Here is a 25175-nt window from a genome sequence, read left to right as displayed (position 1 = left end):
TGATCATTATGAAATGTTTCCAGTCGTTTCACGCTTTTCCGGCACCGCCCGCACGGTATTGCCCGGTTTCAGGCGGCAGGGGACCAGAATGCTCTGCGGCATTTCCGCCTCCGGCGGGCGGGCGATCAACTGCAACACCCGCCCCGCCGCCTTGAAGCCGAGCTGACGCGGGAAGGTCTCCATGCTGGTGAACTCCATGCCCGGGATGAAATCGGACTCCGCGTCGAAGGTCGCAATATTGTACCGGTCCGGCTTCAGACCGCGGTGCACCAGAAGGTTGTAGAACACATAGGCGGCCACGAAATGCGAAAAAACCAGCGTCCGGGGACACTTCCCCGAATCCAGCCACGCCGCCAGCGTCTCCATCACATCCTTGTTGTCGGTCGAATCGGCGTAGCGGCAGGAAAAACTTTTCTCCCCCAGCCGATGCAGCGCCTGCACCATCACCCCGTTCAACCTCGCCGTAAAACATTCCGAGTGCCGCGAACCGGAAAAGAAACCGATTTCGACGCATCCCCGGTCGATCAGATAATCCGCCAGCACCTGCCCCGCCTGAAAATCGTTGTGCGACACATAGTCCAGCGAATCGGACGCCGTCCCCATGCCGATCGCCACGATCGCCTTGTTGAGCCGCTTCAATTCCCGGACCGCCTGCGGAAAACTGCTGCCGATCAGCAGCAGCCCGTCCGCCTTCCGGAACCGTTTCAGCACCGTCTCCGGCAAATCCGCCGTTCCCTGCCACGACCTCTCCCACGTCAGAAGCGACGCCCGCGCCGTCCCGGACTGGTTCAGCACGCTCAGGCATCCCTCGTAGATTTCATTGAAGTAGCTCAGTTTGAAGATGTCGTTCTGTTCCGGCAGCGGAAACATCACGATTTCAATCCGCCTTTCGTGCATCTGCGCATTGGAAATCACCGCCGCCTTGCGGAGGATCGGCTCGGCATCATAACCAAGCGCCTCAATCGCCTCCATCACCCGGCTGCGCACCTCCCCGCTGACTCCCGGATGCCGGTTCAGCACGCGCGACACCGTCGGAGCCGAAACTCCGGCGGCACGGCCGATCTCCTGAAGCGTCACCTGTTGCTTTCGCTGCATTGCAATTCCTTGAAAGATTTAATATAATTTCAGAAATATTTCACAATAGTATAGCATAAAAATATTGAATGTCAATAGAATACATACAACAAGATATGATTTTACAATCCCGATACAACATTGAAATGTTTCATATACAGGGAGATTTTGCCCCCGGCGTCCAAGGCGCTCCGCCCCGGAGAGCGAAATAGTATTACAATTCGTCTTTGACTTTTTTGTAATAGAGGGGAAGCAGGCGGCCGGTCTTCTGATACGGCAGGATGGTGAATAAGGTGATATACTCTTCGGAGATGACGTTGAAGTGCAAAGTCGCCTTGCCGCCGCCGCGCTCCCGGAAAATCAACTCCTGATCGTTCGAGGTCAGAATCCGCCCCCTGGAAGGCTCGGAGACCGGCTTGGCATCGGGACGCTCCGGGTATTTCACGAAGGTGTGGATGATCGTCCCGTCCGGGCGAATCGTCACCGCCCGGTCGCGCATCGACAGTCGGAAACGCTCCAGCTCTTTTTCACTGAACAATTTGCAGATCTTCCTGCCCTGCTTGCAGGTCTCCTCGAAATCGAATTTCCAGTTTCCCACAAAATTGGGATGCACCGCATCCGCGGCCCATACCGAAACCGCCGCAAAAAGCGCCGGAATCCCGATGAAACTCCCTGTAAAAATCCGGTTCATGCGTTTTCACCTCCCGGCAGCCAATGAAATATCTGCTCGATATCACCCGCGCCGATCACCGCCAGCAACAGCGGCGCGGCGCCGTCGTATTCCAGTGCTTTTTGCGCGATTTCCGGCCAGCCGCCTTCCAGATACCGCGCCTTTGCTCCGATTGCGGCGGCGAGGTCGGCGCCGGAAACCGGGCCGGTTTCACTCCACGCCGCAAAAACCGGCGTCACGATCACCGAATCCGCCTTGCCGAGTTCGGCAGCCAGTTCCGGCAGGTATTTCGCCAGCCGCGCGTAACGGTGCGGCTGGAACACCACCCGCAGATGGCAACGGGGAAAACGTCCCCGGAACGCCGCGATCGAACTGGCGACCTCCGCCGGATGGTGGGCGTAGTCCTCATAGACCAGCAACCGCTCCGAAGCGTAATGTCCGCTCATGCGGCGGGCCACGCCGGGAAAGTCGTCCAGCAGCGCCAACGCCCGCTCCGGTGCCACGCCGAACCGCCCGGCGGCAGCGATTGCCAACTGCGCGTTCCACGCCTGAAACCCGTGCCAGCGGCCCAGTGCAAAATCCATCGGGGGGCGTTCCAGCCGCAGCGCGTCGGGGTGCCCGGCGAACAGCCGATCCGCCACCGGCCCGGCATAGTAAATCAGGTGTTGCGACTGGCGGCCGAATCTGCGGAAATTCTCCCGCAACGCCGCTTCGCCGCCGACGCTCCAGCAGTGGTCGTCATCCACATTCGGCACGATGCCGAGCCAGGGACGGACCAGCGTATGGGTGGCGTCGGACTCATCGACCTCCGACACGAAAATATCGTTCCCGGCTCCCGCCGACGCCGAAGCGCCGCCATTCACCGCCGCGCCGATCAGAAAACCGGGCTTCAGTCCCGCCTTCACCAGAATATGCGCCAGCATCGCGGTCACGCTGGTCTTGCCGTGGGAGCCGGAGACCGCGGCAAGCCGCCGGTACTGCCGGGTCAGTTCTGCAAGAAATTCGCCGCGGCGGAGCTGGGGAATCTTCAACTCCGCCGCGCGCCGCCGTTCAGGATTGCTTTCGGGAACCGCCGAGGAGTAGACCGCCAGCGTCGCATCCGGCGGCAGGTTCGCCGCGTCGTGCCCGATATGCATAACGGCGCCGTGCCGGGCAAGCTCGGCGGTTTTCGCGTTGGCTTCGCGGTCGGAACCGGTCACGACCGCGCCGTGTTCCAGCAGGATCGCGGCCAGCGGCGCCATGCCCGCACCGCCGATGCCGATGAAGTGAACCCGTTCCACCGGAAGCCGCCTTTCGTCAGTTGTCCATCGCGAACTGGGTGTCGTGCAGCTTGCGGTAAGCGCCGTTGCGCGCCAGCAGTTCCTGATGGGTGCCGCACTCGGCCACCCTGCCGTGGCGCAGCACCACGATCATGTTCGCATTGCGGATCGTGCTCAGGCGGTGGGCGATCGCAAAGACGGTGCGGTTGCTCATCACCTTGTTCAGCGCCTCCTGCACCAGCTTTTCGGTCACGGTGTCGAGCGCGCTGGTCGCCTCGTCCAGCAGCAGGATCGGCGGATTGCGCAGAATCGCCCGCGCAATCGCGACGCGCTGCTTTTCGCCGCCGGAGAGCTTGAAGCCCTTTTCACCGACTTCGGTATCGTACCCTTCGGGGTGGCGGCCGTCGACGATGAATTCATGCGCGTTGGCCAGCTTGGCGGCCTCGATGATCTGTTCGCGGGTCGCCTCCGGGCAGCCGTAGGCGATGTTGTTCGCGATGGTATCGTTGAAGAGGATCGCATCCTGATTGACCACGCCGATCATCTTCCGCAGCGATTCGAGCGAATAGTCGCGCACATCCACGCCGTCGATCCGCACGGCCCCGCCGGTCACGTCGTAGAAGCGGGCGATCAGGTTCGCGATCGTGGTCTTGCCGGAGCCGGTTTCGCCGACCACCGCGACCATGTGCCCTTTCGGGATCGCGAAGGAGACGCCGTCGATGATCTTGCGCTCGTCATAGGAGAATTCGGCGCGGTCAAGCTCGATCTTGTCTTTGAACTCGGTCAGGGCGACCGCATCCGGCTTCTCCGGCAGCGACGTGTCGGTGTCGATCAGATGGAAGTAGCGGTCCGCCGCCGCCATCGAACGCTGCAGGGATGCAACCACTTTCGACAGGTCCTTGATCGGCTGGTAGGCCATGAAGGCCGGTGCCAGCAGCGCCGCCAGCTGCGTGACCGAAATCCCCTGACTGTAGGAAAAGACCAGAAACACCAGCGTCGCGGCGACCGCGACCACCTCCATCGCCGGAGAAATCAGCAGCTGCAGCCGCAGCGCCCGCACCACCTGCCGCAGATAGTCGCGGTTGACCCGGTTGAACCGGACCTCTTCCGCGACTTCGGTATTATAGGCCTTGACCACCCGGATGCCGGTGAACACCTCGTGCATGCGCGAAAACACCTCCGCGATCCGCGCAAAGCTCTTTTTATACACCTTGCGGATGCGCCGCCCGAGGATATGCACCGGAAGCACCACCAGCGGCACGCCGATCAGCAAGATCACCATCAGCGCATAGCTGTCGTACTTGTGGCACGCGATGATCACCGCCGCAAGACACGCGAAAATCTGGATCGGCGCACTGGTGAAGTCCGCGATCGAGTTGGAGACCGAGCTTTCGATCGCCGACGTGTCGTTGGTGCAGCGGCTGATCAGGTGGCCGACGTCCATATTGCCGAAAAAGCGCATCGACTGGTTGATCAGCTTTTTGAAAATCTCCTCGCGCAGATCGGCGACCACCTTCGCGCCGACCCAGCGGGTGTAGTAGTGGTTGATGTAGGTCGCGACGTTCTTGACCAGCCACGCCAGCACGAACAGCACGCCGTAGAGAGCGAAAATCTGCCACGCGACCGTCCCTTCCGGGCTGACCGCTTCGAAAGTGAAGGAGACCGGCCAGGTCACCACGATGTTGCGCCCTTCGACCTTCAGCGGCAGGTGATAATGTTCCGCCGCCGAACGGGCCTGATTCAGCATCTTGGTCAGCTGCGGGTCCTTGTCCGGCGGATGCAGGATCGCATCGATCGCCCTGGCACGTTCCTGCTGGGTAAGCCCGGGTTGCTCCACCGTTTTCAGCAGTTCGGTGGTGGTGGCGTCGTAGCTCTCTTCCGTCACCTCGACCTGGCCGGGCGTACCGGTCGGATCGACCACGCCGACCAGCTGCGGAATCAGCATCAGGCTCACGAAGAGCGAACCGCCGACCAGCATGCCGGCGACGATGCCGACCGTCAGCCGGAACCAGTAGGGACGCGCGTACTTCAGCAGCCGGAAATAGCTCTGCGCCTTGAACTCGCGTTCGTTTTCGCTGTTTTGTCCCATACCGGAGCCTTAGGCGAGAAACGCGGCGATTGCGTCGACCACGGCCTGACGCTGTTCGGTGGTCGACTCCGGATAGATCGGCAGCGCCATGATCTCCTGCGTCGCCGCTTCGCAGACCGGATAGTCGCCCGGCTTGCCGCCGAGGTTTTCAAAGCACTTCTGCAGATGCAGCGACAGCGGATAGTAGATCGCGCAGCCGATGCCGATGCCGCGCAGATGCGCGAGCAGCGCGTCGCGCTTGCCGCCCGCCACGCGGATGCAGAACTGATTGTAGATATGGCGGACCGGATAGGAGGCCGTTTCCGGCAGCGAAACCTTGCCGTCCAGCCCCGCACCGGCGAAGATTTCACGGTATTCGGCCGCATTCTTCTGCCGGGCTTCGCTCCAGCCGTCAAGGTAGGGCAGCTTGACCGACAGCACCGCGGCCTGCAGCGCGTCGAGGCGGAAGTTGCCGCCGACGTATTCGTGAATATAGGTGCCGCTCTGGCCGTGGTTGCGGAAAATCTTCAGCAGTTTCGCCTTTTCCGGATCGTTGCAGGTGACCATGCCGCCGTCGCCGAAACAGCCGAGGTTCTTGCTCGGGAAGAAGCTGAAACAGCCGTAATCGCCGATCGAACCGACGCGCCGGCCCTTGTATTCGGAGCCGATCGCCTGGCAGGCGTCTTCGATCACGATCAGGTTGTGCTTTTTCGCGATTTCCATGATCGGATCCATGTCGGCGGCCTGTCCGAAGAGGTGGACCGGGATGATCGCCCTGGTGCGGGGCGTGATCTTTGCTTCGATCTTCGCCGGATCGATGTTGTAGGTCACCGGGTCGATGTCGGCGAAAACCGGGGTCGCGCCGACGCGGACAATCGCGCCGACCGTCGCAAAGAAGGTGAACGGCGTGGTGATCACCTCGTCGCCCGCTTTGATCCCCTCGACCATCAGCGCGATGATCAATGCGTCCGAGCCGCTGGTCACGCCGACCGCGTGGTTGCTGCGGCAATAGGCGGCGACTTCGGTTTCAAGCTTTTCGACTTTGGGGCCGAGAATGAAATGCTGCGAATCGCAGACTTCGGAAATTTCCCTGAGCATCCCCTCCTTCATCGAAGCGTACTGGGCGCGAAGATCGAGCAACGGAACCTGCATGATAATCCTCCTTGGCAAAAAGACAATATCAAAGACGTTTTATTTTCAATTACAATTCTATACTATAGCCCGACTCGGACGATCTTTCACCTTTTTTTTGGTTATTTTTTAGCAATTTGCGGGATTTCAGCGTATATTATCCGCGAAACGAATTCAGGCAACCGGCAAACAGGAATGAATCGGATGGAAATCGGCAGGGAATTTCAGTGTGAAATCGAGAAAACCGTGTTCGGCGGCGACGGGCTGGCCCGGGTCGGCGGCGAGGTGGTCTTCATTCCCCGCACCCTGCCGGGCGAACGGCTGATCGCGCGGGTCACCGCATGCAAAAGCAGCTTCTCACGCGCCGAAGCCGTGCGGTTCGGCGCGACCAGTCCGCACCGGATCGAACCGGCCTGTCCGTACTTCGGACGCTGCCCCGGCTGCCGCTATCTGCACGCCGGCTATGCGTATGAAACCGAGCTGAAAGCCGCGCAGCTGGCCGACCAGCTGGCACAGGCCGGGTTGGAACCGGCTCCGGGCGTTCTCGAATCTCCCGTCGCCCCCGAACCGCCGCTCGGCTACCGCAACAAGATCGTGCTGCACGTGCACAAGGTGGGGGGGCGCACCATGCTCGGTTATGTGATGGGCGACAACACCACGGTCACCGATATCGAAGCATGTCCGCTGGCCCATCCCGAAATCAACGCGAAACTCGCGGAGCTGCGCGGCGACAAATCCTTTTTGCACTCCCTGCACGAGGGAATGGACGTCACTTTCCGTCGGACCGCCGCCGGCGGCGCGACTTATTGGCGCAACCAGCCCGCCCGCAATGCGACCTGGCTCAAGGAGGAATTGCCGTTCGGGCGGCTTTCGGTGCCGTGCGGCAGCTTCTTTCAGGTGAATGCCGCCGGAGCTGCCGCGCTGGCCGACGAGGTCGCCGCGCTGATCGCGGCCCGGAAGCCCGCGCGTTTCATCGACCTTTACGCCGGAGTCGGCTTCTTCAGCGCCGTCGCGCTTCACGCCGGAGTGCGCGAAGTGCTGGCAGTGGAGTCGGACGAAGCCGCCGCGGCCGCCGCCCGGTTCAACCTGAAGAACTTCGGGGCGGAGAATCCGGAGGTGATCGCCGGAGACGCCGCCGAAGCCCTGAAATCCCTGAAAGACGCCCCGGCTTCGGATGCGTTGCTGACGGTCGATCCGCCGCGCGGCGGCCTGACGCTGAAGGCCGCGATGGCGCTGACCGGCAGCACGCTCGATTCTTTCATCTACATCTCCTGCAATCCGGCGACCTGGGCGCGCGACGCCCGGCGGCTGGCCAAAGGCGGATTCACCCTGAACAAGCTCCGGCTGGTCAATATGTTCCCCCGGACCGAACACTTTGAACTTTTCAGCTTCTGGACCCGATAGAGTATGGCAACCGCCCCGAAAAATCCGAACAGCGGCCACCGGAAACGGTTGCGCGAACGTTTCCTGCGCGCCGGACTCGAAGGCCTGCAGGATTACGAAGCGATCGAGCTGGTGCTGACCTTCGCGATCCCGCGCCACGATGTGAAGCCGCTGGCCAAACAGCTCCTCGAACACTACGGTTCGCTGGAAAAACTGCTCGACGCGACTCCCGCCGAGCTGCTCGACCAGCACGGACTGGGCGAAGCGGCCGTAACCTTGCTCGCGCTTCACAAGCAGTTATGCACCAAATACCTGGAACAGAAGGCCCGCGATGTCGACGTGCTCGACAACACCACGAAAATCGTGAACTTCCTGCGCATGAAGCTCGGCGGCGGCAAAAAGGAGACCTTCATGGTACTGTTTTTGAATGCGCAGAACCACCTGCTCTGTTTCGACGTGATCCCCGGAACCGTCGACCGGGCCACGGTCTACGCCCGCGAAGTGCTCGAAAAGGCGATCAACACCAAGGCCACCGCGGTGATCCTCGCCCACAACCACCCGACCGGCATCTGCGAGCCGTCGCCCGCCGACATCAAATTGACCAACACAATCCGTCAGGTTCTGCAGCCGGTCGGCATTTTGCTCCACGACCACATCATCGTCGCGCCGAGCTGCTATTTCAGCTTCGCCTCCCGGCGGATGCTGTAACCGCACTTCAGCGGCAGGTGACGGCAAGCCGTTCCAGTGCGGCAATGAAACCGTCCTCCCGGTACCAGTCGTCCAGCACGCCGCGCTGGTCGGCGGCCAGATGGCAGTCGGCGACACCGTCCGGGAACGCATCAAGCGGCAGCCGCACCTGCAGGACCGCCCCTTCCGAACAGTCATATGGACAGACCCACGCCGGGAACTCCGCAACCGGCTTGCCGAGGTGCTGAATCCGCAGCCGGTAGCGGAAGGGCTTCGCCTCCTCTTTCGGAGTCCGGGTGAACAAAGTCAGCGTAAACCGCCCGTCGGCACTCGCCAGCGTCTCCAGTCCGGCGATTTCAAAGTGAAGCGAGCGCGGATGCACCCAGAACGAACGCCCGTGCCCCAGCGAAATCCCGCCGTCGGAGAGTTCCTCCGCCCGGAGCGCCGCCTTCCCGCGCCGCACGATCCGATCGAACGGTCTGGCGCGGCTGCGTTCCCCGAATACATTGTCGCCGAAGCAGTCCAGCTCCAGCTCCACGTGTTCGCCGGCGGGAAGCTGCGCGGCGAACCATTCGTCAAGCTCGCGCCGGTCCCGCGGCAGGTCGCGGCGCGCCTCCGCGAAAAAGCGTTCCGACTCCCGTTGTTCGGAGGAGAGCTTCCGCATCGCGTCACCGCCGGGGCGGATCGCCTCCGGCGCAAGGCCGTGAAACCGATACCAGAGCCGCCGCGCGTTGAAGGCAAGCCGGACGCTTTCGCCCGCCGCGAAACCGCCGAGCACCCGGTCGGGCGCGTCGATCCGGCACGCCGCCGGAGCCTGCCAGTCGATTTCAAAGGGGCGCGTGGCCGGGAAATCGAGGTACAAATAACAGTGTCCCCCGATCCGCTGCACCCGCCATGCCGGATGATCCGATCCGGCAAATTCGGCGGCCGGCGGCTCCGAAACATTCCGTACCGCCAGCACGCACTCCCCGTGCCAGCCGACGGGCAGCTCCAGCACCGTATGCGTCCGGCCGTCATCCAACTGCGGCGGCTGAAACACCCGTCCCGGACGATCCCCGGCGATTTCGCCGTCCCACACCGCCACCGGTACCGCCCGTTCCAGCGGCTTTGCCGCCCGGAGCGTCAGGACATCCCCGGAACGCCGCACCTCCACCGCCGCCCGGTCGCTTTCCACATAATCGCGCGGCACGGCGGTGTCGTCAGCGCGGTAGTGCCACGGCTCCAGATAGTCGTAGTGATAGAAGGGCAGCGGCTCCAGATGGGCGAACACCGCCTTGTAGGCGTGCATCTCCATCCCGATCGACGGGCCGGAGTTGACCGGCTTGTCCATGATCCGGGTTCCGGCGAGATAGTCCCGCTGGGTGAACACAGCCTCCGGCTGGGCGAGTTGGTGTCTTTCATAGTACAGCGCGACGTCGCGCCCGGTCGCAAAGACCACCGGATGCCGTTTCGCGGCTTCCAGCACCAGTTCCAGCCCGCGCCGGTTGTGCTTCGTCATGGAACGCACGCCGAAGGTCCGGCCGAACTCGAAACCGGCGATCAGAAAGAACGGCTCCTCCCGCCCCTCCGCCGCCGCCAGATAGTCGCGCAGGAAATTGCCGAACCGCAGCGGTTCCGGGCCGGATTCCACGGTGCGGTGCCAGCGCAGGAAGTGCGACGGCGACAGCACATTATCCCCCCAGTGGGTCACATGCGGCATATACAGATGGTAGGAGTTCATGCTCATCGCGATCACATTGTTTTCGCCGCGTTCAGCCGGCTTGCGGAAATCTTCGCCGCTGACGTAGAACGGCTGGTTCGGCATTCCCCAGTGATTGATCGCCCAGCGCCCGTCGGACCAGTTCTGCTCCGGCACGACCGAATGCAGCACCCTCCAGCCGAGCCGCTTCATCGCGGCGACCAGCGAGTTGGAGGGTGTATAGGTCGCAATGCCGTGCAGCGGGGCAAAGCCGCGCTCCCGCCAGAAGCCGTCCAGCGCCCGGAGCCGGGTTTCGATCGTCTCCGCATCCAGCGAATCCCAGTTCGCGTCGTGGCAGGCGAAAGCCGGATCGACCGGCGACAGGCTGTTGGGCATCAGATGCGGATAGACCGCGTCGCCGTAATCCTGCTCGTAGCCGCGGAATGTGGAGTCGTTCACCTGCCCGAGGTTCACATAATAGTTGACCGGCACCCGGTTCGCGTGAACCACCGCGTCGAACGTATCCGATGTGAAGCTCCCGACCGTCAACTGCATCACGGTATACCCCCTGCCCGCCACTCCGAGGTAGCGCACCCGTTCCTCGCCGGGAGCGGTGGTTTCGGAGATCAGGTAGTGGCCCGGGGCCAGCGGCGGCACCGTTTCGCCCGCCCGGGCCCGGATGACCTCCGCCCCGTCCGACAGCGACGGATGGCGGCGGATCACCGCATCGCATTCCAGTTCAATCGCTTCCGACCGGTCAAAAAGATAACGCATAAAAACTCCTGAATATACCTGTTTGCAAAATCCTCTCCCCCATCGGCCGCCGGAAGCTGGTCGCAGGGGAAAGCCTGCCATTTTAAAGGCAGGCGGGTCTGCCCGTCCTGTCGGGCGGCAGACCTTGTGCGCTACGCGGCCTGATTTACAATCAGGCTCCGGTAGCTGGGCACAGTAGCGCACAAATAACCTCCGGTGGCAAGGGCGCTTCGCCCCTTGACTCCGACCGGCAACGTGCCGGGGCGGAGTACCGCCGATAGAGCTGATAAACTGATAGATAATAACCCCGGTTTTGTAATTTTTACGCAGTAAAAATTCAAAACCGTACCCGCCACCGGGTGCTACCCGGTCGGGGGGCCCGGGGGCGAAGCGCCCCGGGCCGCCGGAGGCATCCCCTTACGGCTGCGCCGTCCGGAAGTACTCGAAGAGCACGCGGCCGATGATCTGTTTGCCGCGTTCGCCGGAGTGGACGTAGTCGCGACTGTGGAATTCATACGGTTTGCCGCTCGCGTACAGCCAGTTGTAGCATGGCGTCGTCATATCCCAGACCGGGATGTCCAGCTTCGCCGCACCGGAGTACAGGCGCTCAAAGTCATTCATTTTCTGCACCTCCTTGTCGGCCTCCAGCGCCCACTTGCGCGGCGCGGTCTCCTTGCCGCGCGTGTCGATGCTCAGCGCACCGGTCAGCAGCAGCACTTCGCAGCCGAGTTCCTTTCGCGCCCGCTCCGCGACTTCGAGGATCGCGGCGGTGTCCGCGGCTTTGTCTTTGCCCTGATAGTTGGAGATGCCGCCGATGACCAGCAGATCCGGCTTCATCGCGGCGGCGTAGCTCTGGAAGTTTTCCGGCTTGCGGTAGAACCAGCAGCCGGTGGAACCGCGCATCGAGATGATATAGTCCAGATTCGACTTCGGGAACTCCCGCTTCACCAGCGATTCAAACTGGGAGTGGAAGGCGTCCTGCATGATGCTGTCGCCGAGAAACACCACCCGCCACGGCTTGCCGGTGCGCAGCGCCTCCGCCGTGCGCGGCAGTTTTTGAAACGAATCGGCGGCAGCTTTGAAGTCGATCGGCGGGAGCGTCGCGTACAATTCGTCGCACCAGCGGGCCGCCTCTTCGGGAGTGGCGGGTTCGACCGACAGGTTCCACGCCTCGATGCCGCGGTTGGACTGGAAGAAAACCCGCATCGAATCGACTTTTCCCATCGCGTAGATGATGAATTCATACCCGGCCCGGTCGCCCGGATGGATCACGCCGTAATAATCCGGCAGCAGTTTACCCGAAGCATCGAAGAAGTCGACGCCCCAGTAACTGCGTTCCGGGGCTTTCGCGTCGAACCTGACCCGGTAGAAACTGCCGGAGGGGCGTTCCCCGATCCTGATCGGCGCGGAACTGAGCTTGCCGCCCTTGTCTGGGTAGTAGCCTTCAAATTCATTGTAAACCAGTCCGTCTTTCGGCTTGGAAGCCTTGAAGCTCCAGCCGGGGAGCTTGTCCGTAAGCGTTCCATCGAATTGAATTGCCATGCTCATCTCCCCCGCGCAAAGCGCCGCTGCCAGCAGAATGTTTTTACCGATCATCTTGAACCTGATTGTTGATTTTCCCTGTATTTAAGATATGCGGCGGACCGGAAACTGCAAGCGAAAAAACAAAAATAATCGCATTGCCGACAGCGTTTCACCGGGAGAAGCCATACCGCCTTCGCGGCAGGCGGGTCTGCTGCCCGATAGGGCAAGCAGACCTTGTGCGCTACGCGGCCTGATTTTCAATCAGGCACCGGTAGCTGGGCGCTGCGCGCACAAGTGTCTTCGACGACAAGGGCGCTTCGCCCCTTGACCCAGACCGGGTAGCACCCGGTGGCAGGTATTGCCGAAAGAGCCAATAGAGTGATAGATAGTACCCCCGGTTTTGAGATTTTTGCACAGCAAAAATCTCAAAACCGCACTCGGCACCGGCACCTTGCCGGTCGGGGGGACCGGGGGGCGAAGCGCCACCGGCCGCCGGAGGCACTCCACAACGAGGGGAGGCCGCCGGAGGTATTCCTACTTCACCGTCACTTTCACGTCGTCGATGAAAGCTTTGAAGTTGTTCTTGCCGGGCAGGGTGTTGATGCAGAGCAGACCGAGCTTGTTCGGATACTCTTTGATCGGAGATTCCATCGTCGCCGACTGGCCGGTTTTGATGTCGGTGATTTCAAATCTGCTCTGTTCGCCGTCCGCTTTGGAGGCGGGGATCGTGAATTTCAGCTTGTACCAGGTATCGCCGGTCAGGCTGAAAACCTGTTTGCGCCGCGAGTTGCGGATTTTGAAATCCTGTACCGTCGCGCTGCCGAAGATCAGCCGTCCCGGCGTGTTGTTGCGGATTTCAAAACCGAGACAGGCCTGGTTGCCGGGACCTTCCAGCAGCAGGTTGAACGAGATTTCGACGGTTCCCCTGTCCACGTGCGGAAACGCGACGCCGAAGCCCCACTGGCCCTGATTGTCGCCGCGCGTCAGCAGCAGCGCATTGTCGCCCCCGGCGGACTTTTCATTGGTCACGGCGAAGATGTCGCTGCCGGGACTTCCCCAGACTTTAGTCCATTTCTTCGGGGTCTGGCCGGGAATCGCTTCCTCGAAGTTCTCCGAATAAAGCACCTTCTCCTGTGCCTGCACTCCGGCGGCGACAGCGAGGGCGGCCAGCGCCGCGGCCAGTGATTTACCAGTAATGATACTCATAGGGACTCCTTATTTTGATATTGGGATCATACAACAGCTCTTTGGCGGCAGGTTCGGCGACTTCCCCTTCGCCCTCCGGTTCGGAGAGGTTGGCCCAGAAGCCGAAGCCCTTGCTGCCGCACATCAGTTTGACGACAATCACGTTGACGCCCTTCTTCAGTTTCACGCGCACCTTGAACTGGTTCGGTTTCGGCGAAGAGTGGTTGGTGCTCTGCTCGTAAACCGGCTTGCCGTTCACATAGATGCGGAAGAAATAATCCGCGCCGAAGCGGAGCATCGCCCGCCGCTCGACCGGCGATTCGATCTCCTTGACCGCAAATGCGACCGCGTCCAGCCCGGCCGGTTTCAGAATGCGGCCGAGGTCCACGAAGCCGTCCGGCCCGGCGGAAACGGTGGTGCGGAAGTCCAGTGTGCGGCCGTCTCCGGTCGGATAGGTGATGTTCGGATTGGTGTCGCCCGCCAGCGCCGCCTTCTGGCCCGGATACTCCTTCTCCAGCGCCTTGGCCGCATCGTTGGTCTTGGCGTAGAAGGGACCGAATACGGTCCAGCTGTCGAGGTTCTGGTAGGCCGCGCCGCGCCGGACTTTCAGCAGCCGTTCGGTCGTTCCCGGCGCGGGAGCCTCGCCGCCGAGGGTCTTGAGCCGGGCGGCGAGCTGTTTGAGCCGGACCACTGAAATTGCCACGCCTTCCCTGCGGTCCGGATCGTCCGCGTAACGGCCTTCCAGCAGTTCCGGCGCGAGCTGGCAGTAGAGTTCCTCTGATTCCGGCCGGAACAGGAACATGCCGTTACCCATGATTTCGTCGCCCGGCTTGCCCGAGACGATCCGGTTGGAGGCGAGTTCGTCGCGGAACCGCAGCAGGTTCAGCGGCAGAAGCTCCCCGATCCTGTCGTCCGGCGTGAACGCCCGCCGCAGCTTCGCCGGTTCGGTCCGGATGCCGCGCTTCGCCAGTTCCTCCTGCGGCAGGTTCAGGAACACCTTCGTCTTCCGCGGAGCCGTTTCCGCGCCGATCCGTTTCAACATCCACGCGGCCAGTTCCGTGGCGGCGGGGTCCTTGCCGGCGCGGCCGGTGAAGTCCAGCGAACTGTACAGGATGCCGCCCTTGCCGTCGCGGTATTCCAGCAGCGGCGAATAGTTCATATCGAATTCGCACGCCAGCAGCGGCAGGAAGCCGACCGCCTGCGGGATCTCCATCACCGTCGACGCGACCACGCCGCGGTTGCTGGTCTTGGGGGCCACCGGCACATCGTAGGCGCGCGCCGCCTTGAATTCCGGCAGCAGCGTCGCCTTGCCGCGCCAGTCGCGCAGATCGGCTTCGCGCAGATTCAACTGTTTCATGGTCGGGAACACCTGCCGCGGCGCGGCCTCGTAGTTGCGCAAGCCCATCGCCTCCCACACCTCCGGCATCTGTTCGAGAAAGACCACTTTCAGGCCGTTGCGGATATCGTCGGCGGTGAAAGGCAGTTTGTCCCCTACCTTCAGCGATTCGCGCCCGAAGATCACCACGTCGTTCACGCCGGGCTTTTCGCCAGAGGCCAGCGGCTTCACATCCGGCACCAGCTCCTTCACCCAGCCGGAGCGGTTCTGCGGATCGTACAGCCGGTAAGCGCGGGCCGTCCCGACCGGCTCCGTCTTCGGGAAGATTTCCAGAGCAAAGGTATCGACCAGCGGCTTGTCTTTCCAGCCGTCGAGGGTCAGCTTCAGATGGTATTCCGAACGCCGCGCCACCGCCGGGGCGGTAAACCGGACCGGTTCAAATTTGATGTCGCCCGCCTTCAGGTCAAGCCCTCCCAACTTCCCGGAAAGCACCGCGTTGCCCTGCGCGTCGAGCAGCTCCCATTTGCCGGTGAGCTTCAGGTCGCCGGGGCCGTCCCAGACCGCGGCCAACTGCTTTTCGACGGTTTCGCCCGCGTAGAAGCTGTGGGTTTTGTCGGTGTGGTCGGGATAGCCCGCGACATAAGCCAGCAGCGGCTGCATGTTTTTCGCATAATAGTCGAACTGCGGATTCGCCCAGTCGGGCCGCCCCGTAACCGGCCTGGTCATCACGCTGTAACGGGCGAACGGCTTGTATCCCTTCGTCTCCGGCGGATCACCGTAGCCGAGGTGAAAGTTGAAGTAGTGCCAGCCGAGTACGCCGTAGGTGCGCCACGCCCGGTCCATCGCCTCGACATAGCGCTTCTGGACTTCATAATAGAGCGGCGTGTACTGCGCGACGTGGCGCATATCCTGGCCGTGGCCGCGGTTGTTCAGGCCGAGCCTGACGGTCTCCTCAAGCTGTTTGTCAGTTTCGAGCTTGTACGCTTCCGGCCCGAGCATGATCGCGGCGTATTCGGTCAGCAGGAACTGCTTGCCCTTGAAATAGCTGCCGTCGTAAACCGCCGCGAATTCGCACGCCCACCACGGCATATCGCCCTCTTTCGACCAGATTTCAGGCCAGTCCTCCGCCTCCTGGATCGGAGCGAAGTTCGGGTAGCAGTTGCCGGTCGCCAGATCGGTCAGGTTGCCGTCCGCATGGGAGTAGGCCAGCCGGGTCGGATCGTAAGATTTGACCAGCTTCGCGGCGTTTTCCAGCACGTCGGCCTGCACATGCCGGTAGTCGCTGCGTTTGCCCATCGTCGGCGGATGAATCGCGTCTTTGGGATTGAAGGAGTTCATCGACAGACACCACGCCAGAATCGACGGGTGGTTCCGGTAGCGGCGCATGAACGCCTCGGTTTCCTCTTTGTACTGCTTTTTCATCACCGGATCGTTCAGCAGCCGCTCCCGGCCGAAGTTCACCGTCGGCACCGGCAGCAGCACCGCGATGCCCTCGCGGTCGCAGAGATCGAGGGTCTCCTGCGGAAAGTTGAAAACCTCGCCGCCCCAGTCGCGCCACCACCCGGAGGGGTTGGACTGAAAATAGATCATATTGCGCCCGAGCAGCTTGAAGTAGCTGACCGAGTTTTCATTCAGGCCGAAGCTCGACCACTCCACCCGGAACCGGGCCTTGTGGCCGTTGAGCATCAGGTTCCGCCCTTCCGTCCAGACTTCGCGGAAACCGAACGGGAACGACTCCCGGTCGATCACCTTGCCGGAGCTGTCGGCAAGCGTCAGCTTCGCGGTGTACACATAGCCGCCGTCCAGCTCCCACAGCCGGGGATTCGCCCACGGCGCACTCGTTTCCACATTCTGAATGCCGGGCTTCAGCGTCAGCCCTTCCCGGGCGAATTCCAGAACCTTTTTGCCGTCGGCGTCGAAGATCTCGACCTGCAGCTTCGCGTCCCGGACCGGCTGCCGGGCGTCAAGCTCGGCGTGCATCGTGACCGTCTTTTTGCGGAAGCTGGTATCGCTCCACGCCGCCGCGATCGCCGCCGGGTCCGGCCGGTGAACCAGCCAGACCGGAGCATCCACCCCGAACGCCCACCGTTCCATCGGCACCGCGCCGTACAGCGCCTTCGGTCCCCGCGCCGTATAACGCAGCGGGTCGTTTTCAAAGGTGCGCGACACATCGGTATAATTGCGCGTGTTGAAGATCAGCAGTTCATTCTTCTCCCCCGGAACCGCGAAACCGGTAATATCGATCTCACCGTAGGGGCCGAGCCGCTCGCCGACTTTCTTGCCGTTGATGAAAATCACCGCGTTGCCGTTGATCCGCTCGAAGTCGAGGCTCAGCCGCCCGGAGTTCCAGCCGGCGGGGACCTCGAACTCCCGCTTCAGGTATTGGTTGTGGATTTTTTTCGCATCCGCGCGCTTCCAGCCGGCTCCGGCGGGCGGGAGGGCATGCCCGAGCGTCGTGACGCGGTTTGTGCTCCACGCATCCGCCTTCGGCGGCTGATTCGCGGAGGTGGCGGGCTGTGCCTGAAAGCGCGGCGGAATCTCCAGCCGTTCGGCAGCGGAGAGCCCGGCGGCGGTCAGCGCCGCCAGAGCGGTAAACAACAGTTTTTTCATCATGGCAGTATCCTTCCGTTGAAGTTCATCACATCCCGCGCCGGTAACGGAGATTCCATAGTTCTTTCGTCGTATCCCAGTCCCGGATTGGAAAAAGTTTTCCCGGGCACACAATCTCATAGTGCTGGCGGCGCGGCCCGACGTGTCCGTCCGCATACAGCACATTGCGGCTCCCGCTGTGCGCTTCATCGGTCGCCAGCTGCTGCTGGCCTTCATTCACTCCGAAAGTAGTGTAATCGTTCGCCCCATCCCGGTAACTGTCGATCACCAGCAGCTTCAGGCTCGGCATCACGATCTGTCCGTAATTGTTGGCATTGTAATTGTTGCCCGCGTCCGACGCCCGAATCTTCTGGCTGAAGCCGTAATTGCGTTTCTTATTGCCCGGCAGCAACTTCATGATTTTGGGACATGAAAAGATCGAGGAGTTTCCCTGTGCATCCGCCTTTTTCCCGAAATAAGGCTCAATCGCCTCGAACAACTTGTATTCGCTGCTGTCCTGCCCGCAGGGCGGCAGGTAATCTTTAAAATCCCCCGCGTAAAGCGTGAACAAAGTGCCGACCTGTTTCAAGCGGCTGCTGCAATCGCTGGTCATAGCCCGGTCGCGCGCCTGATTCAAGGCGGGCAGCAGCATGGAGGCAAGAATCGCAATGATCGCGATTACGACCAGCAATTCAATTAAGGTAAAACTGCAATTTTGTCTTTTCATTCTCACGCCCTTTCTCTTTTCTCATGTCACATAATAGAAAGTATGTTAATATGATTGTGGTGATTCCCGTCTCGCAATAATCTGTTTCTCACCGATTTTCCCCGACGCGAAGCGTCCTTGGAGTGCGGAGATTTATCTCCGCTTTCAAGTTTCGCGTGATCATGTACTTACTCATAAGGTTGATTGACCTTTCCGTATCGTTACCGGCCACAAACTGAACGTCACATCATCTGCGGATGGCTCCGGAGGGCCTTTTTCAAGGCCCGCCCGCCTACGGCGTGCACGATCGCCCGTCCGGACCTCCTCGCTCGCCTCGGGACTCCCGTTGACTTGCGAAGCACTCCCATTCGCGGGCGCGGCTTTGCCGCTTACTTGTCCGCCTGCGGCGGCCAACCCCTTCACCGCCCGCGTTGCGGGCTACGCCAGGGGGGCTTCGCTCACTACGTTCGGCTTCGTCACTATCGTTCCTCGTTACTTGCTGCCGCAAGTAATTCCCTCACATTCGTTCGCGGCGCTGACCGCGCTTGTTGTGCGCCGCGTAAATGGCCATGGAAACCAACCATGCTTGCCTGTACTGGTTGCCCGCACGCCCCCCGCAAGGGGCATTGGCGTGCGCACCCGGCAGCGGCACCTTGCCGCCCGCTTAACATACTTTCTATTATGCGCCGCCAAGTTTGGCGGTGGAACTCCGAATCTCCAATCTGGTATCCACCAGAATATCCTGCGATTCGAGTTCCATGCCGGCAATGCGACGCTGCAGCAGCAACATCGCCTGCGTAATCTGCTGCTCGAAATCATGCCCCAGAGAAGTAACCGCCGGATAAGTATCCTCGGCGTCTTTGGGATATCCCACTGCGATAATGCTCAGATCGCGGGGAACGACCAATCCCATTTCCAGCGCCGCGTAGATCAGCGAACGCGCCTCCAGCATGCCGCAACAGAAAAAAGCGGTCGGCCGCGGCGTCCGGCGCAAAGTGGCGCGGGCCATTTCCACACACCGCTGCATCACCTCGACATGGGGAATCCCCTTGACCTCCATCTCCTGCCGCAGCGGCTCCTGATCGAAATGGAATTCCCGTAGCGCCTCGTCAAGCCCCTGCCGGAGCTGGCGGTGAAGATCGTATTCCCGGTCCCCGACGGTAAGGCAGAAATTGCGGTGGCCGAGCGCGGCCAGATATTGAATCGCCTGACGGGCGCCGGAAACAAAATTGCTGCGCACGCAGAAGGTATGCTGCTCATTGATCGCCACGAACGGATAGTTCGGATTCTTCGCCAGAAACTCCCGGACCGCCTCGCCGAGATATCCGACATGCAGACAGCCCGCCGCGAAGTTGTCCGCCAGCAGCGACGGGGCCAGCCGGGCGCTGCTGCTGATCAATTCAAGCTGGTGCCGGAGATGAAACTTTTCGCACCACCTGATGAAATCCCTGACCAGCATATCCTGCCCGTCCGCGATCAGCATACCCGCGTCGACCGTGGGCTTATTGCGCAGCACCCGCGCGGCCGAACTGGGACGGTAATCCATTTCCACGGCCAGTTTGCGGATCGCTTCGCGCGTCTCCGGGCTGACCCGGCCGATGCCGCCGAGCGCCGCCGAAACGGTGCCGGGAGAAACTCCCGCCGCCTGCGCAATATCTTTCAATCTGACCATACCGTCCCCCGTGCCGAAGAATTGCCAAATACTGCAATAACGTTATTGCAATTATATTATGACACAAAAGAAACGCGATGTCAATAGGGAAATAAAGAAATTTGAAAAATAATACTGTTGTTTTTAAACAGGGACCGGAGGATGCGTATCCCCCAGGAATAAAAAAGGGAGGCCGAAGCCTCCCTCACAGATCCAGAATCCGCACCTCAGTGCAGCGGCGACAGATCCATGCGGCGAATCCGCAGCAGCGCCAGCAGCAGAAACAGCGCCGACACCGATACCGTGTACACCAGAAGCGACAGGATCAGGAAGGTTCCGTTCACACTGTCCTGGATATAGAACAACAGATTCGGGAAGAAATAGTGAAGGACCGTCAGCACCGGCCCCAGCCCCGGAATCATATCCTTCGGAAACAGCGCCAGCGTCAGCGGCATGAAGGACATCACCGCCGAAAACAGCAAATAGACCGTCGTGCAGATCATCGCTCCCATCGAACCGGCCAGCGTTGAAAACGCGATCGTAATCGAAATCAGCGGCACCAGCATCAGCGGCGGAATCATCTGCCGCAGAATCTGCCGGAACGAATAGTCGGAAGCTCCGCCCGTCCCCAGCACGAAATGCGAAATGATCAACGCAATTTCAATCACCACGAAAATTCCGACGGAGATGATCAGCGTCGCCAGATATTTCCCGAACAGATAGCGCGCCCGGCTGATCGGCTTGGACAGCAGCACCATCACCAGCCCGCTGTTCATATCACCGGGAATTTCGGACGAACCGAAAAATACCCCCAGCAGAATGCAGATCAGCATCGCCACGCAGCTCCCGGCGGTGATCGGCGGAACGTTCACCGATTCGCCGCTCAACGCATACGCGAACAGCGACTCCTTGGCGACCTGCCCCGAAATCGGATCGGCGGAGTCGGCCAGCACGCAGACCACAATGCCGATCAGGATCAGCAGATAAAATGTGCCTTCGCGCATCCGCCGCAAAGACAATTCAGTCACAGCCCACATTGTCTCTCTCCGTCAATTCAATCTGTTGAAATTTTCATCATCCATCACCACTGACGGCATATAGATGTCCTGAACCCGCTGCAGGAACCGGTTGGCGCGCGCCGCCTTGTCGGCATCCTTGAGCGCCTCCGCCTGCTTCGCGATCTCGCGGAACAGCAACGCGTAATCCCGGTACTTGATCTCCTGGTCCAGAAGCGGCGCAAGATACTCCATCATCACCTTCGGCGCGGCCTTCTCGTTCAGCAGCTGCTGATAGCCGGCTTCCCACGCCAGATAGAGGTTCCTCGGGTCCTTGATTCCCTCCAGAACCTTGTGATACTGCTCCACCGACAGCTGCCGTTTGCTTTTCTTGTACAAAAGCAGGTTCGACAATGGCAGATAGGCATTGGAAGCGTTTTTCAACTCCGGAGTATCCAGCAGCCGGTCGAATGTGGCGTTGCTCTCGGCGTCATCCTTGCCGCGCGTCAGCACCGCCAGCGAAGTCAGCGCGGAAACCAGCTCCTCCGGAGTCCCGGCTTCGGCGATGCTCTGTTTGACATCCTGATACCGTTCCCGGTATTCCAGCGGCGCGCGCAGCAAATCCTGCGAAAGCCAGCGTTTGCCGGCCTTGTTGTCCGCCTTGATCCGGGCCGCCCGCTCGGCCAGCTCCTGCTTGCCCTCCACCTTCGGAGCGCGGCGCTCGATGTCCGTATAGAAACGATCATAGTTGGTGTACGGCTTCGGATTCTCCAGCAGCGGAGCATAGAAATCCAGATAGACCGCATCCTTCGCACGCATCGCATTCAGCCGCTTCTGGCCTTCTTCCCAGGCATAGTAGATATCCTCCTCCCATTTCAGGGTTTTCATATAGTCATGAAACTCCCTGATCTGAACCGGATGACGGCTCTTGTCGTTCAGAAGCAAAAACGCATAGGCGCGGTACGCGCGGCGGGAATCCTTGTATTCCGGGTTGGTCACGAGACTGACCATCATCTCATCGCTGCCTTTGGGGTCCTTGACCTTGATGTAATCGGCAAACGTGAAGATGGCCTCAACCTTCGCATCCAGCTTCCTGGCCCGGTTCATCCGGGTCTGGTAGAAGAGGTACTTCGCCCGGTATTCGATCGCCAGCTTCGCATCCTGCGGCAGCCAGCTGACCAGATGGGCGTATTCGCCTTCACGCTCCGACGACTTCGCCAGCTGGAGCGTATTCTGCTGCAGAATTGCATCCGACAGCACGTAACCGCCCAATGCAACGACAAAAACCGCCGTCCCCAGGACGGCGGTTTTCTTGATTTTCAAACGCCTCTGCACAGGCTTGCCTCACTTCGTCGCTGCAGCAGTTCCGCAGTAGGGGCAATACTTCGCACCGGCGATGGTCTTGTGGCACTTGTTGCACTGTCCCCAGACCTGGACGGCGGTTCCGCAAGCAGTGCAGAACGATTCGCCGGGGCCGTAGGGCTGGATGCAGTTCAAGCAGAGATGGGCGTCCGCAAAAACCTTCTGCGAGATTTCGGAAGCGCGGTCCAGCACCTGCTTGGTCGGGGTGTAGTCCTCCGACGGAGTCTTGATGTCCTTCAGGGCCCGGAACAGCCGATCCTTGATATCGATGGAGGAACCATCCATACCGGCGGCGCCGGCGCTGCCGGTGAAGCGCTCCGACTGAAGTTCATTGTAAAGGATTTCCGCCAGAGCGAGGCGTTCGTCCATGTTCTCGGCCTGCGCCAGGAGCTTGGCGCGGGTGCGGTAGTAGTAGCCCCAGTAATGGCGCTTCATCTCCTGCAGACCGCCGGAACGCTCCGCCGCCATCTTGAAGTAATCGACCGCTTCCTTGTAGTTGGCGGGCTTCAGATGCTGAACCATCACAAAACCGGTGTAGAACGGGATTTCGGAATTGTTCTGCAGCTGGGAGTTGTTGCAGGCCTTCTTCAGCAGCTCGATAGACTTCTCCGGGTCCTGGATCGCGATCGAGGAAACGCCATCCTTATAGAGCTTGTCGAGATTCGGGTCGAGAGCGATCAGACGCTCCAGACGGCCGATCACATCTTCGACATTGCTCTCGTCGACCGTGCTCAGCGAACCCATATAGTTCACAAAAAGCATCCACTCGACGTCAGCGGCGAACTTGTGGAAGCCGCCGACCGGAATCGCCGCCAGTTCGGCCTTTTCCGGAATCAGAGCACGCTGATCGTTGTTCAACTTGATCGCCAACATGGTGCCCGCGATCACCGCGACAACCATCACCACAACATGAATAATCGTACCTTTTTTCATTGAATTATGATCCCTTTGCTGATAGTTAGCGGATGTCCTTGCGGCTGAAAATCAGGCTGGCGAGAGACGCCGCGAAAACCGCATAGCAGATTCCCCAGAGCGTCACCAGAACCACATAGGACCACGGAATCACCGTCTGGTAGACCGCGCTCGCCTTGAAGTTGAAGAGTTCGAGGTCCGGCAGGATTCCGCCGTAGATCACCGGCAGATTCGACAGCAACCCCATCGAATGCGAAAACCAGATCACCAGAACCGTCACGATCGGAGCGACGATTTCCGGCAGCGCCACCGCGAACAGCACCGCGAGCGCCGACATCGGAATCACCGACAGAATCACCAGGACCTGGCTCTGGAGCATCGTCTGGCCGACCGTGTCATTGAACGAAACCCGGAAAATCAGGAAAGAGCCGGCGGCGACCAGCGCACAGAGCACGAATCCGATCACCATGTTGCCGAGCATCTTGCCGATCAGGTAGTGGGTGCGGCCCAACGGCTTGGAGAGCATGCTCGATGCGACGCCGTCCTTGAGTTCCTTGGGAATCTCGAACGTCAACGACAGAACGATCAGCACCGCGGTAATCGTGTTCAGCATCAGAGATGCGTCGATCAGGAGTTCCTTTTCCAGCCCGAGCGAGAGCACGTCATAGTTGAGCGCGCACGCGACCAGCACCCAGACGCAGAACACCAGAAAATACACGACTTTGAGCCGCAGGACATTACGCCATGTGCTCCCGGCAATTGCAAAAATTTCGTTCATGTAACCTTCCTTTCTTTAGTTGTAGGAATTCAAAAATATATTTTAATATTGTCATACCGGAGTTGTGTGCCTACTTCGCCTCGTCATCCATCGCCGCCTTGCTCCGGTCATTTTCAAGGCAGCGGAAGAAAAAGTCTTCGAGCTTCTCATGACCCGCCGAGACTTTCACCGCCTCGGGGAAACTCCCGGCGAGTTCGTCAAGCCTGGGCTTGACGCTCTCCAAGTGCTCGAAGTTCAGCACCCACGCGCCATCCGGCTGCCTGGAGGTGCCGGAAGCGGTCGTGATCAGATCCTTCAGAATATCGTCGTGTCCCGGAGCAATCGTCACCGTGGCGCCGTTCGCGCTGAGGAGTTCGTCGAGACGGCCGGTGCAGAGCAGCCGGCCCTTGTTCAGAATCGCGATCCGGTCGCAAATTTCCTCGACATCGGAAAGGATGTGGCTGCTGAAAAACACACTGGTTCCGCGTTCACGCTGGCTGAGGATGATATTCTTGAACTCCTGACGCCCGAACGGGTCCAGCCCCAGCAGAGGCTCGTCGAGGATCAGCAGTTCCGGTTTGTTGAGCAGCGCCTGGGCGACGCCGACGCGCTGCAGCATGCCGCGCGAAAACGAACCGATCTTGTCTCTGGCGTGATCCGCCATCTTGACATCCGAGAGCACCTCTTCGATCCGCCCGGGACGGACTTCCGACGGCAGGCGCAGCAGCTTCGCACAGATGTTCAAAAATTCATAAGCGGTCAGTTGCGGGCTGAATGCCGGAGAATCCGGCAGAAACCCGATCTTAGCCTTGACATCGACGTCATAGGAGGGCTTGCCGAGCACATAAGCCTTACCCGCAGTGCATTTGATCAAATCCATCAGAATCTTGATGGTGGTGGTCTTGCCGGCGCCATTCGGACCAAGGAAACCGAAAATAGACCCCTTCGGAACCGTAATGGTCAAATCATTGAGCGCACACGTCCCCGGCCGGAACCAGCGTTTGTACGTTTTCGACAAATTTTCGGTCCGGATTACAGCATCTTCCATGTCCATAGACACCTGCTCTGCCCCCTGTTCTGTCACTTCCCCCATCTCCATAAGCGGTCCGGCGGAATCCCCGTCTCCCCACCCCTGATAGATAAATTACCTAAAAAATTTGTGATTGCAAATTTTTTTTCCGATAATTCTCAGTTTTTCTCTTATAAAGATGTCATAAAAACATAACGAACCGCAATACAGCAACGGTCCGACCATTCATCTTTCGGATTCCGACGTTCTTTCCCCTGACGAGGGAAACCCTTTCATCTATATAAATACACCGGTCTCGCGCTTTTTCCAGTGCCGGAATGAAAAAAAGTTGATAATGTCCCAAATTTTGTGATGGGATGTGTTGTTTGACAAGGTTGCATCTGCCTTTTATTTTGAGTAACTCAAAATCTCAACATAAAGGGAAT

Annotated in this window: 18 protein-coding genes; 2 read left to right on the top strand and 16 right to left on the bottom strand. The window is 60.3% G+C overall.

Annotation, left to right across the window (positions count from 1 at the left end; translation table 11 throughout):
* Nucleotides 1–6: 6 nt before the first annotated feature.
* The 5 genes from C8D82_RS17970 to C8D82_RS17950 all read right to left on the bottom strand — a co-directional run bounded on the left by C8D82_RS17970 (nucleotide 7) and on the right by C8D82_RS17950 (nucleotide 6223).
* Nucleotides 7–1095: a LacI family DNA-binding transcriptional regulator gene (locus C8D82_RS17970; RefSeq protein WP_116885673.1), complete on the bottom strand. Its 1089-nt coding sequence runs from the start codon at nucleotides 1093–1095 to the stop codon at nucleotides 7–9.
* Nucleotides 1096–1288: 193 nt separating this feature from the next.
* Nucleotides 1289–1765: a hypothetical protein gene (locus tag C8D82_RS17965; protein WP_116885672.1), complete on the bottom strand. Its 477-nt coding sequence runs from the start codon at nucleotides 1763–1765 to the stop codon at nucleotides 1289–1291.
* Nucleotides 1762–3024, bottom strand: coding sequence for a UDP-N-acetylmuramate--L-alanine ligase (locus C8D82_RS17960; RefSeq protein ID WP_116885671.1), 1263 nt, complete (start codon nucleotides 3022–3024; stop codon nucleotides 1762–1764). Before C8D82_RS17960 ends, C8D82_RS17965 begins: the two co-directional genes overlap by 4 nt.
* 16 nt (nucleotides 3025–3040) lie before the next feature.
* On the bottom strand, nucleotides 3041–5092 hold the full coding sequence (locus tag C8D82_RS17955; RefSeq protein WP_116885670.1) for an ABC transporter ATP-binding protein: 2052 nt from the start codon (nucleotides 5090–5092) through the stop codon (nucleotides 3041–3043).
* Nucleotides 5093–5101: 9 nt separating this feature from the next.
* On the bottom strand, nucleotides 5102–6223 hold the full coding sequence (locus tag C8D82_RS17950) for a DegT/DnrJ/EryC1/StrS family aminotransferase (protein ID WP_116885669.1): 1122 nt from the start codon (nucleotides 6221–6223) through the stop codon (nucleotides 5102–5104).
* A gap of 183 nt (nucleotides 6224–6406) precedes the next feature.
* Here C8D82_RS17950 and C8D82_RS17945 point away from each other — a divergent pair, with 183 nt between their 5' ends.
* Nucleotides 6407–7606, top strand: coding sequence for a class I SAM-dependent RNA methyltransferase (locus C8D82_RS17945; RefSeq protein ID WP_165833177.1), 1200 nt, complete (start codon nucleotides 6407–6409; stop codon nucleotides 7604–7606).
* 3 nt (nucleotides 7607–7609) lie between these two features.
* Nucleotides 7610–8293, top strand: a complete 684-nt coding sequence (gene radC, locus C8D82_RS17940; RefSeq protein WP_116885667.1) for a RadC family protein — start codon at nucleotides 7610–7612, stop codon at nucleotides 8291–8293.
* A gap of 7 nt (nucleotides 8294–8300) precedes the next feature.
* On the opposite strand, the gene C8D82_RS17935 is transcribed toward radC, so the two are convergent.
* From C8D82_RS17935 to C8D82_RS17885, 11 genes are all read right to left on the bottom strand, one after another.
* Nucleotides 8301–10724: a hypothetical protein gene (locus tag C8D82_RS17935; RefSeq protein ID WP_116885666.1), complete on the bottom strand. Its 2424-nt coding sequence runs from the start codon at nucleotides 10722–10724 to the stop codon at nucleotides 8301–8303.
* Nucleotides 10725–11120: 396 nt separating this feature from the next.
* Complete coding sequence (locus tag C8D82_RS17930; RefSeq protein WP_133245278.1) at nucleotides 11121–12245, bottom strand: SGNH/GDSL hydrolase family protein; 1125 nt, start codon at nucleotides 12243–12245, stop codon at nucleotides 11121–11123.
* Between the two features lie 516 nt (nucleotides 12246–12761).
* Nucleotides 12762–13433: a hypothetical protein gene (locus tag C8D82_RS17925; protein ID WP_116885664.1), complete on the bottom strand. Its 672-nt coding sequence runs from the start codon at nucleotides 13431–13433 to the stop codon at nucleotides 12762–12764.
* Nucleotides 13414–17361 (bottom strand): glycoside hydrolase family 2 TIM barrel-domain containing protein, encoded by a 3948-nt coding sequence (locus tag C8D82_RS17920; protein WP_165833176.1) that lies wholly within the window; start codon nucleotides 17359–17361, stop codon nucleotides 13414–13416. Before C8D82_RS17920 ends, C8D82_RS17925 begins: the two co-directional genes overlap by 20 nt.
* Nucleotides 17362–17386: 25 nt before the next feature.
* On the bottom strand, nucleotides 17387–18064 hold the full coding sequence (locus C8D82_RS21400; RefSeq protein WP_147835433.1) for a prepilin-type N-terminal cleavage/methylation domain-containing protein: 678 nt from the start codon (nucleotides 18062–18064) through the stop codon (nucleotides 17387–17389).
* Nucleotides 18065–18722: 658 nt separating this feature from the next.
* Complete coding sequence (locus C8D82_RS17910; protein ID WP_116885662.1) at nucleotides 18723–19715, bottom strand: LacI family DNA-binding transcriptional regulator; 993 nt, start codon at nucleotides 19713–19715, stop codon at nucleotides 18723–18725.
* A gap of 206 nt (nucleotides 19716–19921) precedes the next feature.
* Nucleotides 19922–20731: an ABC transporter permease subunit gene (locus tag C8D82_RS17905; protein ID WP_116885661.1), complete on the bottom strand. Its 810-nt coding sequence runs from the start codon at nucleotides 20729–20731 to the stop codon at nucleotides 19922–19924.
* A gap of 12 nt (nucleotides 20732–20743) precedes the next feature.
* Entirely contained in the window at nucleotides 20744–22012 is a 1269-nt protein-coding gene (locus C8D82_RS17900) for a hypothetical protein (RefSeq protein ID WP_116885660.1), read from the bottom strand.
* Nucleotides 22013–22033: 21 nt separating this feature from the next.
* Complete coding sequence (locus C8D82_RS17895; RefSeq protein WP_116885659.1) at nucleotides 22034–22984, bottom strand: zinc ribbon domain-containing protein; 951 nt, start codon at nucleotides 22982–22984, stop codon at nucleotides 22034–22036.
* A gap of 25 nt (nucleotides 22985–23009) precedes the next feature.
* Nucleotides 23010–23741: a hypothetical protein gene (locus tag C8D82_RS17890; protein WP_116885658.1), complete on the bottom strand. Its 732-nt coding sequence runs from the start codon at nucleotides 23739–23741 to the stop codon at nucleotides 23010–23012.
* Between the two features lie 70 nt (nucleotides 23742–23811).
* Entirely contained in the window at nucleotides 23812–24768 is a 957-nt protein-coding gene (locus C8D82_RS17885; protein ID WP_165833175.1) for an ABC transporter ATP-binding protein, read from the bottom strand.
* Nucleotides 24769–25175: the final 407 nt, after the last annotated feature.

The organism is Victivallis vadensis (assembly GCF_003096415.1).
Classification (GTDB): domain Bacteria; phylum Verrucomicrobiota; class Lentisphaeria; order Victivallales; family Victivallaceae; genus Victivallis; species Victivallis vadensis.
Note: the sequence above shows the minus strand (reverse complement) of the source record. Positions and strands in the feature narration are given on the sequence as shown.